Source organism: Streptosporangium amethystogenes subsp. fukuiense, assembly GCF_042665875.1.
GTDB classification, from domain to species: Bacteria; Actinomycetota; Actinomycetes; order Streptosporangiales; family Streptosporangiaceae; genus Streptosporangium; species Streptosporangium fukuiense.
In genome coordinates this window covers 1,974,428-1,986,569 of sequence record NZ_JBHTEE010000001.1, presented here as the reverse complement: position 1 = coordinate 1,986,569, position 12,142 = coordinate 1,974,428, and the positions used below count along the sequence as shown (strand labels likewise).

Below are 12,142 nucleotides of genomic sequence, written 5' to 3'. Positions count from 1 at the left end.
CCGGCACGGCCCCGGAACACCGGGCCGGATGAAATGATACGTTCGTGCCGATTTTGGGGGAGTGGTCATGGCGTGGTTGATCCTGGCTGGGGCGATCATCGCCGAGATCGCGGCGACCACCGCCCTCAAACTGAGCGACGGCTTCGCCCACAAAGGCTGGGCCGCCCTGGTCGTCGCCGGCTACGCCGCCGCCTTCATCCTGCTGGCCCAGGCACTGAAACTGCAACTGGAGGTCGGCACCGCCTACGCGGTCTGGGCCGGAGCCGGCACCGCGGCCATCGCCGCGATCGGCGTACTGTTCCTCGGCGAGACGATCAGCCTCGCCAAGATCGCGGGCATCGCCCTGATCATCGGCGGAGTCGTGGTACTCAACCTGGCCGGCAGCCCCCACTGACCCCCCGCCGCGAATAACGCCTCGCCCGCCACCGAACACCTGACCTACCCTGACCCGGTGCTGAAACCCACCTACCCCATCCGGACCGGCCGCCTGGCCCTGCGCCCCTACACCCCGGCCGACCTCGACGCCCTGCACGCCATCCAGTCACTGCCGCAGGTGACCCGCTACCTGTACTGGGAACCACGCAGCCGGGAGCAGACCCACGAGGCACTGCAAACCAAGATCACCCAAACGGAGCTGCTCGAGGAAGGCCAGATCCTGACACTGGCGGTGGAACTGGCCGCCACCGGCGAGCTGATCGGCGACGGCATGCTGATCTGGCACAGCCTCACCCACCGCAGCGGGGAGATCGGCTACGTCCTGCACCCCGCCCACCACGGCAAGGGGTACGCCACCGAGACGGGCCTGGCCCTGCTGGAGCTGGGATTCGACGGCCTCGACCTGCACCGGATCATCGGACGCCTGGACGCCCGCAACACGGCCTCGGCCCGCGTACTGGAGAAACTGGGCATGCGCCGCGAGGCACACCTGATCGACAACGAGATGGTCAAGGGCGAATGGACCAGCGAACTCGACTACGCGATCCTGCAGCGGGAGTGGCGCGCCCGGCAGTGACGCCCCCCGCCTCCGGTTGAAGAACACCCCGCCCGCAGGGCACCATGTCTGCGATGACCATCTTGCACCTGGCCCTGGCCGCCGACTGGGACGCCGCCCTGCGAGCGGGGGAGTACCGCATCTCCACCCTCGGCCGCACCCTGGACGAAGAGGGCTTCATCCACGCCTGCGCGAGCCACGAACAGCTACGCGGCGTGGTGGAGCGCTTCTACCGCGACGTCACCACCCCCCTGGTACTGCTCAGCGTCGACCCCCGCGGACTGGACGTGCGCATGGAGGTGCCCGCCGACTCACCCGAGGCCTTCCCGCACATCTACGGGCCGATACCGGTCACCGCGGTGACCTCCGTCGCGCCCTTCGCCCCACCCGGCCCCGGCCCGCACCGTCCGCACGACGCCAACCAGGCCGACGCACCTCGAACGGAGCCATGACAGCAGTAAGCTGCGCGCCATGACCGACGTACCCGGACCGACGATCCGCACTCTCGACTCGACGGTCGTCTACACCAACCCCTGGATGAGCGTGCGCGAGGACCGCATCGAACGCCCCGACGGCTCCCACGGCATCTACGGCGTGGTGGACCAGATCGACTTCGCCCTCGTCCTGCCTATGGAGAACGACGGCTTCCACCTCGTGGAGGAGTACCGCTACCCGGTACGGCGGCGCACCTGGAACTTCCCCCAGGGCGGGGTCAAGGACAGCCCCTCGCCCCTGGTCACGGCACACACCGAGCTGACCCAGGAGACCGGTCTGCGAGCCGCCTCGATGACCCATCTGGGCCGCCTGGACAACGCCCACGGCACGACGGGTCAGCACTTCGACATCTTCCTGGCCACCGACCTGACCGCGGGCGCCCCCGACCGTGAGCACACCGAGCAGGACATGCGCCAGGAATGGGTCTCACGGACCGAACTGGAGCGGATGATCCTGCGCGGCGCGATCACCGACAGCGGCTCGATCGCGGCCTACACCATGTTCCTGCTGCGCGGGGCGGCCTGAGAGAGCGGCCAGAGCCGGGCCGCACCGTCGCCGACCGGCCGCAAGACGCCCGACCACCATGGAGACGCCGCACCGAAGAACCACCGCGATCCGGTCGTTTCCAGCACGCACACGATGACCTTGGGACGATACGCTTGACTCATGTCGAACCCGATCGTCATCCTCCTTCTGACGGCGGTCGTCGTGGCGGTGGTCATCGCCCTGATCGTCCTCACGGTGCGGGCGGCACAGCACCCCAGAAACACCCTGGTCGGGGGTGGGATCAGCCCCGAACTCGTGGAACAGGCCCTGGAGTTGAAAGCCACCGGCCAGATCGACCAGGCCGTCTTCCTGGTCCGGGGCGAGACCGGCATGAGCCACCGCGCCGCCGCCCGTTTCGTCAGGAAGCTCACGCCGCCCCCTCCGCACTGACCTTTCCGTCTTCCCGCCGCAAAAAGGGAGCGCTCCCACGGAAAACACCTCCCACACAGGCCCGCCCCCGAACTGTTAACGCAAACACTCAGATACGCTTGGAGTAACTTCGACAAGGCGGACAGGGTGACCCAGCAGGTATCCGGACAAACGTTCTCCGAACGGCCCAGAGCCGCCGTCATGGAAGACGTCGCCGCGCGCGCAGGCGTCTCGGCCATGACCGTCTCCCGCGTTCTCAACACCCCGGAAAAAGTACGCCCCGACACCCGCGCCCGCGTCCTGGACGCGGTACGCGAACTCGGCTACCGCCCCAACTTCGCCGCCCGCTCGCTGGTCACCGGCCGCTCGGGCGCCCTGGGGGTCGTCAGCTTCGACACCACCCTCTACGGCCCGGCCTCCACCCTGCACGGCATCGAACAGGCCGCCCGCACCCACGACTACCTCGTCACCATCGTCAACGTCACCACCCTCAACCGCCGCTCCATCGCCGAGGCCGTCAACCGGCTGCGCTTCCAGTCCGTCGACGGCGTCGTCATCGTCGCCCCCCACGAATCGGCCGCCGACGGACTACACCACCTGCCACCCGACCTGCCCGCCGTCGTGGTCGGCGCCCGCGAAAGCCTCCCCGTCCCCGTCGCCGCCGTCGACCAGGCGGCCGGAGCCGTACGAGCGACCAGACACCTGCTCAGCCTCGGCCACAACACCGTCTGGCACCTGTCAGGCCCCGAAGACTGGATCGACGCCAGCGCCCGCGTCGAAGGCTGGCGCTCGGTCCTGACCGCCGAAGGCCGCCAGATCCCCGACCCCCTGCGCGGAGACTGGAGCGCACGCTCCGGCTTCGACCTGGGCAGGCAACTGGCCCGCGACCCCGAGGTCACGGCCATCTTCGCCGCCAACGACCACATGGCCACCGGCGTACTGCGAGCCCTGCGCGAAGCCGGCCGCCGAGTCCCTCAGGACGTCAGCGTGGTCGGCTTCGACGACGTCCCCGAGGCCCCCTACCTGTGGCCACCACTGAGCACCGTACGACAGAACTTCACCGAGGTCGGCCGCCTGGCCTTCCGGCTGCTCCTGGAACGTATCGACGGCCGCACCGTCACCCCGCACCGCATGATCGAACCCGAACTCGTCGTCCGCGAGAGCACCGGTACCCGCCCACCCGGCTGACCTCCGGGCAAGAGGCCCCCTCAGACCTTCCCGAATTCACCAGGGGTTAGACATCGCCGAGCGCCCCCGACGACGACCACGGGCCGGCGACGAAGCGCACGATCCGATCGCGTCCGGGCAGACGAGAACGACAGGAGGCCCAGTAGCCCCGTCGAAGAATCCAACGGATACAAGCTCCAAGACCAGTACACGAAAGGACCGGCCGGCGTCACAGCCCTCGCCCCGCCTTACGATGACGACAGGCAGACCACGTGCGCCCGCCGATTCAACAGGCGTCGATATCGAGGACCTCGCCGTGAAACCACCCTTGATCTCGGGGGAGAAGCAAAGCGGCGATAAGCAACAATCGCCACATGACAGCACCACTCACCGGCGCGACCCGCCTCCCCGACGGCACCTGGATCCGCGGCCGCGGACTTCGCAACCCCACCCCCGTCGGCCCGGCCCCCGACACAGCGCTCTACCTCGGCTCCACACGCCTTCGCCGCCGCCACCAGAACACCCTGAACTGGCCCCACGAATGGATCCGCTGGCCGGACTTCCTGCTACCGACGGACCAGCACGCGGCCGCCCGCTCCATCACCCACCTGCACGAACAGGCACGAACAGGCCTCGGCGCCGAAGTCGCCTGCGGCGGGGGAGTAGGCCGCACCGGCACCGTCATGGCCTGCCTGGCCACCCTCACCGGCCTGCCCCCTCAAGAGGCCATCGCCTGGACACGCGAGCACTACCACCGCCGGGCGATCGAAACCCCCTGGCAACGCCGCTGGGTGACCTGGTTCTCCAGACATACCGACTCAAGGCCGCCCACACAGTGACGGAACATGACGAGCAGCGGGCTCCACAGAGCGGCTTGCCGTGACTTCTCGTTCGAGCGCGACGGCCTGAAGCGACTACTCACCTAACTTCGATCCGGCACTGAAGCGGATACCGAGGTTCTTCGCACACCAGGGCATTCGTCAACGGCCAGGTGCGTGTGGCTCAGGCGCAAAGTGTGTGAAGCGGTCACGGATCGCGACAGAGGGCTATGTCCGGGACTGATCGCGATCGAGTAACGGTACGCGCATGAATGCGGCCGCTCGGTGATGATCGGGTTCGACCAAGAACGTGATCGTCAACAAGCGGCCGCGGAGTTCATTGTGCAGCATGCCGAACCCCCGGCAGGCGAAGCCTGCCTGCAGGTCTTCTTCCCCCACCTGACCGAGCTGGTCGTGGAAGAGCTCGTCGATCGCAGCGGCTATGTGCTGATCCAGGCACGGACCGGCGGAGCGCCCGCCCTCTGTCCAGGATGCCGGGCGCCGTCGACCCGGCTGCACGGACATTACCGGCGACTGCTGCAGGACCTGCCGACCGGCGGCCGCCAGATCCTCATCAACCTGACCGTACGCCGCTTAAAGTGCGGCAACCCGACCTGCCAGGTACGAACCTTTGCCGAGCCGATCAGCAGCCTGGCCAGGCGACATGCCCGCAACACCTCCCTGCTGCGGCGCATGCTGGAGCGGTTCGCGCTCGCGCTGGCCGGGCGGGCCGCCACCCGATTGCTGGGCCTGCTCGGCGTCACGGTGTCGAGGGACACACTGATCCGGCTGATCCGCGCCCTGCCCGATCCCGAGATCGGCCAGGTCACGGTGCTGGGGGTCGACGACTGGGCGAAACGGCGCGGGCACTCCTACGCCACCTTGCTGGTCAACGTGGAGACCGGCCGCCCTATCGACGTCCTGGACGACCGCCAGGCCGACACCTTCGCCGCCTGGCTGCGCGAGCATCCCGGCATCGAGGTGATCTGCCGGGACCGGGCCGGCGCCTACGCCGAGGGCTCCAGAACCGGGGCACCGGACGCGATCGAAGTGGCTGATCGCTGGCATCTGTGGAACAACTTATGCAAAGCAGCCGAGGCCGCCGTCCGAACGCACCGCAGTGACCTGACAGAGCCCGAGCCCGCGCCGGGGCCCGCCGCGCCAGCGGTGATCGAGCCCAAGGCTCGGCCCGAGTCACACACGGCGGCCCGAACCCGGGAACGTCACGCCATCGTCCGTGAACTCGCCGAACGCGGCATGACGATCTCGGCGATCTCCCAGCGGCTGGGTCTGGACCGCAAGACCGTCCGCAAGTTCGCGAGCGCCGCCACCGCCGAGCACCTCATCAACGGACCGCGCTCCCGGACCCGTTCCTTCGAGGAATTCGTCCCCTATCTGCGGCAACGCGTCACCGAAGACGAGATCATCAATGCCGCTCAACTGTATGCCGAACTCCGCGAGCGCGGCTATCGCGGCAGCCGCCGCACCGTCCGCCGCTACTTAGAGCCTCTGCGAACCGCGGTCACCGCCCCCGATCTCCCACCGCCACCTCCCACGGTCCGTGAGACCACCCGCTGGATCACCAGCCACCCCGACCACCTCACCAACGATGAGAACACCCGGCTCAAAGCCGTCCTGGCTCGCAGCCCGCATCTGAGCGCCCTGGCCAGGCACGTCACTACGTTCGCCCAGATGATGAGCGAACGTAGTGGACAGACGGATCTCAAAGCCTGGTTGGCCGCCGTTGACGCCGACGACATCCCCCAGCTGCACTCCTTTGCCCGGGGCATCGAGCGTGACCTGGACGCCGTCACCAACGGCCTGTCCCTGCCCTACTCTTCTGGCACGGTCGAGGGCAACGTGACCAGGGTGAAGGCCCTCAAACGCAGCCGATATGGCCGCGCCAACCTCGACCTCTTACGAAAGATCATCCTCTGTAGTCACTGACGGAATCACAGTCGGTCACGACGTCACACACTTTGCGCCTGAGCCCTCCGTGGTTCTGGCGCACTCACTGCTCACTGGGGAGCGACAGCGCGCCGTGACGAAGGCGCCGGATCACGGGCGGCGCTGGCGGGCGTCGCCGACAGAAGGGGCGGTGCGGCGGGCCGAGACCCCCGCCGCCCCGCCTCGTGCCGTCGGCCGTCAGGCGGCCGGGTCCAGCTCAGCGGCGTGGTCGGCCGCCCACTGCGCGAGCGTCCGGCCCTTCCTTCCGGTCACCTGCTCGAACGCGGGCGAGACCGCCGGGGGCTCCTCCGCGTACTCGGCCTGGTAGCCCAGTATGAACTCGGCGACCTCCATCGGAAGTCCGCCCTCGATGTAGGCCCGGCGAGCCTGCCCGTACGTCAGCCCCTCGAACGCGATCGCACGGCCGAGCCCGGCGCCGATCGCCTCCGCCTGCTGCCGGTGGGTGAGCGCCTGTGGCCCGGTCAGGTCGTACGCCCGGCCCGCGTGACCGTGCTCGAGCAGGGCGATCGCCGCGACGTCGGCGATGTCGGCCTCGTGGATCGGCACGCCGATGCCGTCGGGGTAGGCGTTGCGGACCAGGTTCTCGGTCCGGATGGACTCGCCCCAGACGTCGAGCTTGTTGACGGCGAACTCGCCGGGCCGTACGTGGGTCCAGGCCGCCCCGGACTTCTCGACGATCTGTTCCACCGCGTGCAGCGTCTCGTAGAAGCCGGCTCGCCGGCTCGTGACGCCAGAGCTGGTCAGGGACACGATCCGGGCGGCCCCGGCCGCCACGGTGCGGCTGACGAATGCTTGCGCCAGGTCGGTCGCGTGCTCTGGATCGAAGAGGCCCGCGATGAGGAACACGCCCTGTACCCCGTCGAACGACAGCTCGCCCGGACGGTTCAGGTCGCCCTTGACGACGTCGACGCCGTCGGGCAGCCCGGCGGCCTCCGGGTTGCGGGTGAGCGCCCGCACGGGTCGTCCGGCCGCGACGAGCCGATCGACCACGTGTCTGCCCACGGTGCCGGTCGCTCCGGTCACGAGGATGGTCATGGAGAACCTCTCTCTGTGGAAACGAACGATGGGTGCGGGCCCGCTGCCGAGGACAGTAGGACAGGTCCGGCCAGTCTCGCACATGGAACGTTCCCACCTGGGCGTTTGCGGCAGTTCGATCAGAGGCTCAAACGTTGAGAGACACCACCTCGTCGTCGGAGCTCTGCACGGCACACCCCCAACCAGCCAAGGAATGGCGCACGTCCGGGCCGTACCGGCCGGTGCGCATTCGGGTGTACGCCGACAGCTGGGGGGCTCTGAGCCCCGACGAGGGCGGGGACTGCGTCCCCGCCCTCACGCATTCAGGCGAAGAGGGAGGCAAGGCAACACCGAAGGTCGCTGCACTGTTGCTGAATCTCATCGACATTTCTTCGCCCGTTGAGCCGCTGGCGTTGCTCAAACCCGTGAACGTTTGTTGCTGCTTCTGACCGACGCAACCATGGACGCCCACGCCGAGTTGCTCGGGGCGGGCATCCGCCACAGGCGGCTGTCACCCGAGCAGGTTTGACCTGCGTGCCCAGTGTTTACGGCGGCGGGGTGCCGTGCGGTGTGGGTGTTCAGGAGGGCGCCGAGCGTGGGCGCAGGTCCACGATGTCCAGGCCAGGCGGGCCCACGGCGCCGGTTCCGGAGATGACGATCTCGAAGTAGCCTTTCGCTTCGAGGCCGCCTGGGCCGCTGCTGCCATCTCCGTTGTTCTGGGTGAAGAACGTGCTGCTGCCGACCGGCTTCTGGGGAAAGTAGGTGAGGAGAACGCCCTGCCCGGCCCAGGAGTCGTGGGAGGGGCCGTTCCACCATTCGTAGGCGGTTGCGGCGTGCGAGAAGGTGCTCAGTAAGAAGGCTGTGGGGGATTCGTCGCTGTAGTTGTCCTGCCCTTGGAACCAGCAGTGCGATCGCGGATCGATCTCTTTTGCATCCGACGTGTTTGCATCCGGCGCGTAGGACTCGCACCTGATGTCGATGTAGACGATCTGGCGTTCGTGCGAACGGACGAAAGCTTCGAAGGCGGCCGCACCGGTCTGCGTGGTCGCGTCGGCTCTCAGCCTTGGGATATCAGTGACGGTGTACCGGTAGACGCCATACCCGGCAGCCGCGGGGAGCAAGACCACCGCGAGCGCCACGAGGGCGCGGCCTGTGCGCCAGCGTCTGGCGAGCCTGCCGGCGTCCTTGAGATCGTCGGCGAAGACGATCGCGGCGGGGTCCCGGGCGCTTGCGAGATCGCCCTGGTTCTCCCGGGGCGCCACCAGGCGCCAGCCCCTACGGTGGGCGGCCTCGAACTTGTCCTCGATGTCGCCCACGTGGGTCAGCCGGCCGTTCTCGTCGATCGCCCTGGCGTGTGATCCCGTCCGACTTCCCACCGTGGGCCACGATTTACGGGCACTTCGCGCGCTGGGCGCGGCAGGGGGTGGTCAGCCAGATCCGGGACCAGCTGCGCCGCGCGATCCGGCTGTGCAAGGGCCGCTGTCCTAGTGCGGTCACCCTCATCGTCGACTCGCAGTCGGTGAAGGGATCGGAAACGGTCAGCAAGGCCACTCGCGGCTTTGACCCGGCAAAACGCATCAATGGGAGGAAGCGACATCTTGTGGTCGATCCGGATGGGCTTCAGCGTTATCTAGCGAGGAACCCCGGGTGTTCACGCCCGGGAGGAATCGCTTCCCGGTCCTGGGGTTGTGAACGTCCGGTCGTTGGTCCGGGCGCTCCTGGTTTTCGATGTATTTCTTGACAAGGCGCAAAAGGGCGCCGCCGCAGGAGGCGGCGACGTAGGACGGAGACCGCAAGCGGCCGCCCCGCAGATACCTGCGGACAGCGGGATACTCCTTGCGCAGCAGGCGGGCCGAGACGCCCTTGAGGGAATCGACCAGGGCCGCAAGGACGACCTTGGGCGGGCAGCCGACGAGCAGGCGGACATGGTCGCGCTCCCCGTTGAACTCAACAAGCCGCACACCTCGATCATGATTTCTTCGCAGCGGCGCGGCGGTGCGCCGGTGAAGACCCCGCACCGATGCCCGGGTGTGAAGACCGAATGCGCGTGCAGCGTGCGGACAACGGTTCGGCCCCGGCCCCGGCGCAGGTCGGATTCCTATCACGGTGACATGGGCCAAAGGATAGTTTGGGCGTTGTGAAGCTGGTGGTGCAGGTGAGACTCCTGCCGACGCCCGAGCAGGCGGCGGCGCTGGAGGCGACCCTGCGCGCGGTCAACGCCGCGGCCACCTGGGTGGCAGCGCTCGCCCACCAGCGGCGGGTGTTTCGCAACTACGACCTGCGCCGGCACGCCTACGGGCAGATCAAGGACGACTACCGGCTGGCGGCTCAGGCCGCGCAGCATGTCGTCAAGAAGGTCGCCGACGCCTACGCCACGCTGCACGCCAATATCCGCAACGGCAACGTGGGCAGGCCCGGTTCCGCGCGGCGCGAGCGGGCCCTGGCCACGCCGATCGTCTTTCGCCCCGGTGCGGCCCACCCGTTCGACGACCGCTGCCTGTCCTGGCAGATGGAGGCGCGCACAGTGAGCATCTGGACCACGCGCGGGCGGATGAAGAACGTGGCGTTCACCGCCTCTGCCGATCAGCTCACGACGTTGGCCGCCTACCGCAAGGGCGAATCGGACCTGCTGTATCGCGACGGTAGGTGGTTCCTCATCGCCACCTGCGACCTGCCGGACGTGCCGGTGCGCACCCCGAACGGGTTCACCGGGGTGGATCTGGGAATCGTCAACATCGCGACCACAAGTGGCGGGGTTCGCCACAGCGGCAAAACCCTGAACGCGGTCCGCCACCGCCACCGCGAGCTGCGCCGCCGCCTGCAGGCCAAGCAGACCAAGTCCGCCAAACGGCTGTTGAAGCGGCGTCGCCGGGCCGAGGCCCGGTTCGCCGCGAACACCAACCACATCATCGCCAAGCAGATCGTGACCGAGGCTGCACGCACCGGGCAAGGCATCGCCCTGGAAGACCTCCAGGGCATCCGTGACCGGGTACGGCTCCGCAAGCCCCAGCGGGTCACGCTGCACTCATGGAGCTTCCACCAGCTGGGGGGCTTCATCGCCTACAAGGCCGCCCGCCAGGGCGTCGCCGTTGTCCACGTCGATCCGGCCTACACCTCGCAGGCCTGCTCGTCCTGCGGGCATGTGGACAAGAGGAACCGGCCCGGCCAGGCGACCTTCTCCTGCACGTCGTGCGGCTTCGCTGAGCACGCCGACGTCAACGCGGCCCGCAACATCGCCTCGCGCGGGGTGGCGGGCTGGGCAGTGAGTCACGCTGCCGACGACGCGGCCTGAACCGTCGAACCCATCGACGGCGAGGAGCTGCACGCTCGGTCGTTTACGGCCGAGAAGCTGACGTGATGGTGATAGTCACCCCGGCCGACACCCCCGACCGGGACTGCGCCCGCGAGCTGCTGTTCCGGCTGCGCCTGACCCATCCCGAGATCACCCTGGTCTGGGCCGACTCCGCCTACGCGGGATCGCTGATCGAGTGGGCGCGCACCTTCTTGGACCTCACCGTCAAGGTGGTTTCCCGGCCGCGCGGCGCCCAGGGCTTTGTCGTGCTGGCCAAACGCTGGGTGGTGGAGCGCAGCCTGTCGTGGGTGCTGCGCGCCCGCCGCAATATCCGCGACCATGAACGGCTGCCGCAGCACAGCGAAATCATGATCACCTGGTCGGCGATCATCCAGATGACGCGCCGCCTCACCCGCAGCTCCCGCGCCAGGACCTCCTGGGGAAGGGTTTCGTGACCGCGCCGGTGCGGGCTAACCTGTCTCACAACCCAGCAAACGAGACAGCCTGATCCGCAGCCATGCGACCACGAAACCCCTTTGGTGAGCGTCCTCATGGGATCTCGAACCGAGCAGTGCCTGAACTGCGAGGCGCCGCTGCCCCCTCCAGCGGACCGCCGCGGAGGATGGCCCCGCAAGTACTGCTCCGACGCCTGCCGGTGGGCTTTCGGCCGCACGCGCGCCAGACGCTGGCGCCCCCTTACCCAGCGCCACCAACGCCAGGACGACACCCGCAAGCAGCGCCGTCACATCCGCGACCAGGCCGAACGCCTCGCACAGGCAGCCGGGAAGCTTGCCCTGGACCTGCACGCCGAAGACCTCGCCCCGCCCACTCAGCAGACCGGCTGGAAGCCTGGGCCCATCGCCGGCTACACCGCCGCCGCCCTGCCCCTGCTCGCCCAGGCCCGCGCCGTCCTGGCCGCCGCCGCCGTCGCCGCCGACCGAGCGACCGGCGCCACCTGGGACGAGATCGCTGCCGTTCTGGATGTCAGCCCCGACACCGCCGCCCGCCGCTACCAAGCCTGACCGCACCCCCGTGAACGCAACCGACGACAGCTGCGGCACCTGGACGTTCATCACCCACCACGCCCACGTGCTGATCGCGATCGCTCGCGCTCCAGAGGCACGGATCCGCGACATCGCTGTCACGCTGGGCATCACTGGCTATGTACGTGAGTTGCGGAGGCGTTTGTTGCTGGGGCAGGGAAGGCGGCTTCGTGTGGTGAGGGGTGATGTCGCCGAGTTTTGACGGCAGTGGGGTTCTTGCGGTGGGAGAGTCGGTGCGCTTCTCCCGTTTGGGGGCCCCATGCGCATATCGGCGACCAAGGTCGAGCTGTATACGGCGATTCGCAACGTTTGCCCTGTCCGCTACCGGCACCTCGGGGCGATGTCCCCCGTCGATATGTCCGCGCGTTCGGGGGCACGGCCAACGCGACTCCGAGCCGTCGTTCCGTCGCGAGGGAGCGGCCAACGTGCCAGGATAAAT

At 68.4% G+C, this 12,142-nt stretch carries 15 protein-coding genes and 1 pseudogene; 13 read left to right on the top strand and 3 right to left on the bottom strand.

The window, feature by feature from the left end; translation table 11 throughout:
- Positions 1-67 precede the first annotated feature (67 nt).
- The 8 genes from ACFQVD_RS08460 to ACFQVD_RS08425 all read left to right on the top strand — a co-directional run bounded on the left by ACFQVD_RS08460 (position 68) and on the right by ACFQVD_RS08425 (position 6,333).
- Positions 68-394, top strand: coding sequence for a DMT family transporter (locus ACFQVD_RS08460; RefSeq protein ID WP_343981468.1), 327 nt, complete (start codon positions 68-70; stop codon positions 392-394).
- Between the two features lie 57 nt (positions 395-451).
- Entirely contained in the window at positions 452-1,012 is a 561-nt protein-coding gene (locus ACFQVD_RS08455; RefSeq protein ID WP_343981465.1) for a GNAT family N-acetyltransferase, read from the top strand.
- Positions 1,013-1,065: 53 nt separating this feature from the next.
- Positions 1,066-1,443, top strand: a complete 378-nt coding sequence (locus ACFQVD_RS08450; RefSeq protein WP_343981463.1) for a DUF952 domain-containing protein — start codon at positions 1,066-1,068, stop codon at positions 1,441-1,443.
- Positions 1,444-1,462: 19 nt separating this feature from the next.
- Entirely contained in the window at positions 1,463-2,011 is a 549-nt protein-coding gene (locus ACFQVD_RS08445; RefSeq protein WP_343981460.1) for an NUDIX hydrolase, read from the top strand.
- Positions 2,012-2,152: 141 nt separating this feature from the next.
- Positions 2,153-2,422, top strand: coding sequence for a hypothetical protein (locus ACFQVD_RS08440; RefSeq protein WP_343981457.1), 270 nt, complete (start codon positions 2,153-2,155; stop codon positions 2,420-2,422).
- 180 nt (positions 2,423-2,602) lie between these two features.
- Positions 2,603-3,589: a LacI family DNA-binding transcriptional regulator gene (locus tag ACFQVD_RS08435; RefSeq protein ID WP_343981454.1), complete on the top strand. Its 987-nt coding sequence runs from the start codon at positions 2,603-2,605 to the stop codon at positions 3,587-3,589.
- 353 nt (positions 3,590-3,942) lie between these two features.
- Entirely contained in the window at positions 3,943-4,407 is a 465-nt protein-coding gene (locus tag ACFQVD_RS08430; protein ID WP_343981451.1) for a phosphatase domain-containing protein, read from the top strand.
- 321 nt (positions 4,408-4,728) lie between these two features.
- Positions 4,729-6,333 (top strand): ISL3 family transposase, encoded by a 1,605-nt coding sequence (locus tag ACFQVD_RS08425; protein WP_343981448.1) that lies wholly within the window; start codon positions 4,729-4,731, stop codon positions 6,331-6,333.
- A gap of 198 nt (positions 6,334-6,531) precedes the next feature.
- On the opposite strand, the gene ACFQVD_RS08420 is transcribed toward ACFQVD_RS08425, so the two are convergent.
- Together ACFQVD_RS08420 and ACFQVD_RS08415 are read right to left on the bottom strand one after the other, a co-directional pair.
- The gene (locus ACFQVD_RS08420) at positions 6,532-7,389 is read right to left on the bottom strand and encodes an NAD(P)H-binding protein (RefSeq protein WP_343981445.1); all 858 of its coding nucleotides are present in this window, start codon (positions 7,387-7,389) and stop codon (positions 6,532-6,534) included.
- Positions 7,390-7,946: 557 nt separating this feature from the next.
- A complete protein-coding gene (locus ACFQVD_RS08415; protein ID WP_343981441.1) occupies positions 7,947-8,684 on the bottom strand; it encodes a hypothetical protein in 738 nt (245 codons plus the stop codon).
- Here ACFQVD_RS08415 and ACFQVD_RS08410 point away from each other — a divergent pair.
- Positions 8,597-9,109, top strand: a complete 513-nt coding sequence (locus ACFQVD_RS08410) for a transposase (protein ID WP_364152716.1) — start codon at positions 8,597-8,599, stop codon at positions 9,107-9,109. The two genes, ACFQVD_RS08415 and ACFQVD_RS08410, sit on opposite strands and share 88 nt — an antisense overlap.
- Here the strand turns inward: ACFQVD_RS08410 and tnpA are convergent.
- Positions 9,078-9,457 (bottom strand): annotated as a pseudogene (gene tnpA, locus ACFQVD_RS08405) (IS200/IS605 family transposase); the annotation flags it as partial. The gene ACFQVD_RS08410 and the pseudogene tnpA sit on opposite strands and share 32 nt — an antisense overlap.
- Positions 9,458-9,496: 39 nt before the next feature.
- Between tnpA and ACFQVD_RS08400 the strand changes: the two are divergent.
- The 4 genes from ACFQVD_RS08400 (at position 9,497) to ACFQVD_RS08385 (ending at position 11,905) form a co-directional block, all read left to right on the top strand.
- Positions 9,497-10,660, top strand: coding sequence for an RNA-guided endonuclease InsQ/TnpB family protein (locus ACFQVD_RS08400; protein ID WP_386270775.1), 1,164 nt, complete (start codon positions 9,497-9,499; stop codon positions 10,658-10,660).
- On the top strand, positions 10,624-11,115 hold the full coding sequence (locus tag ACFQVD_RS08395; protein ID WP_386274291.1) for a transposase: 492 nt from the start codon (positions 10,624-10,626) through the stop codon (positions 11,113-11,115). The genes ACFQVD_RS08400 and ACFQVD_RS08395 overlap by 37 nt, the downstream gene beginning before the upstream one ends.
- Positions 11,116-11,211: 96 nt before the next feature.
- Positions 11,212-11,682: a hypothetical protein gene (locus ACFQVD_RS08390; protein ID WP_343976892.1), complete on the top strand. Its 471-nt coding sequence runs from the start codon at positions 11,212-11,214 to the stop codon at positions 11,680-11,682.
- A 10-nt stretch (positions 11,683-11,692) separates the two neighbouring features.
- Entirely contained in the window at positions 11,693-11,905 is a 213-nt protein-coding gene (locus ACFQVD_RS08385) for a hypothetical protein (protein WP_343976889.1), read from the top strand.
- Positions 11,906-12,142 lie beyond the last annotated feature (237 nt).

What these genes read in the sequence shown, in the direction of transcription:
- ACFQVD_RS08430 (WP_343981451.1), top strand. Translation starts at nt 3,943, where the DNA reads ATGACAGCACCACTCACCGGCGCGACCCGCCTCCCCGACGGCACCTGG.
- ACFQVD_RS08460 (WP_343981468.1), top strand. Translation starts at nt 68, where the DNA reads ATGGCGTGGTTGATCCTGGCTGGGGCGATCATCGCCGAGATCGCGGCG.
- ACFQVD_RS08440 (WP_343981457.1), top strand. Translation starts at nt 2,153, where the DNA reads ATGTCGAACCCGATCGTCATCCTCCTTCTGACGGCGGTCGTCGTGGCG.
- ACFQVD_RS08420 (WP_343981445.1), bottom strand. Translation starts at nt 7,389, where the DNA reads ATGACCATCCTCGTGACCGGAGCGACCGGCACCGTGGGCAGACACGTG.
- ACFQVD_RS08450 (WP_343981463.1), top strand. Translation starts at nt 1,066, where the DNA reads ATGACCATCTTGCACCTGGCCCTGGCCGCCGACTGGGACGCCGCCCTG.
- ACFQVD_RS08435 (WP_343981454.1), top strand. Translation starts at nt 2,603, where the DNA reads ATGGAAGACGTCGCCGCGCGCGCAGGCGTCTCGGCCATGACCGTCTCC.
- ACFQVD_RS08445 (WP_343981460.1), top strand. Translation starts at nt 1,463, where the DNA reads ATGACCGACGTACCCGGACCGACGATCCGCACTCTCGACTCGACGGTC.
- ACFQVD_RS08390 (WP_343976892.1), top strand. Translation starts at nt 11,212, where the DNA reads ATGGGATCTCGAACCGAGCAGTGCCTGAACTGCGAGGCGCCGCTGCCC.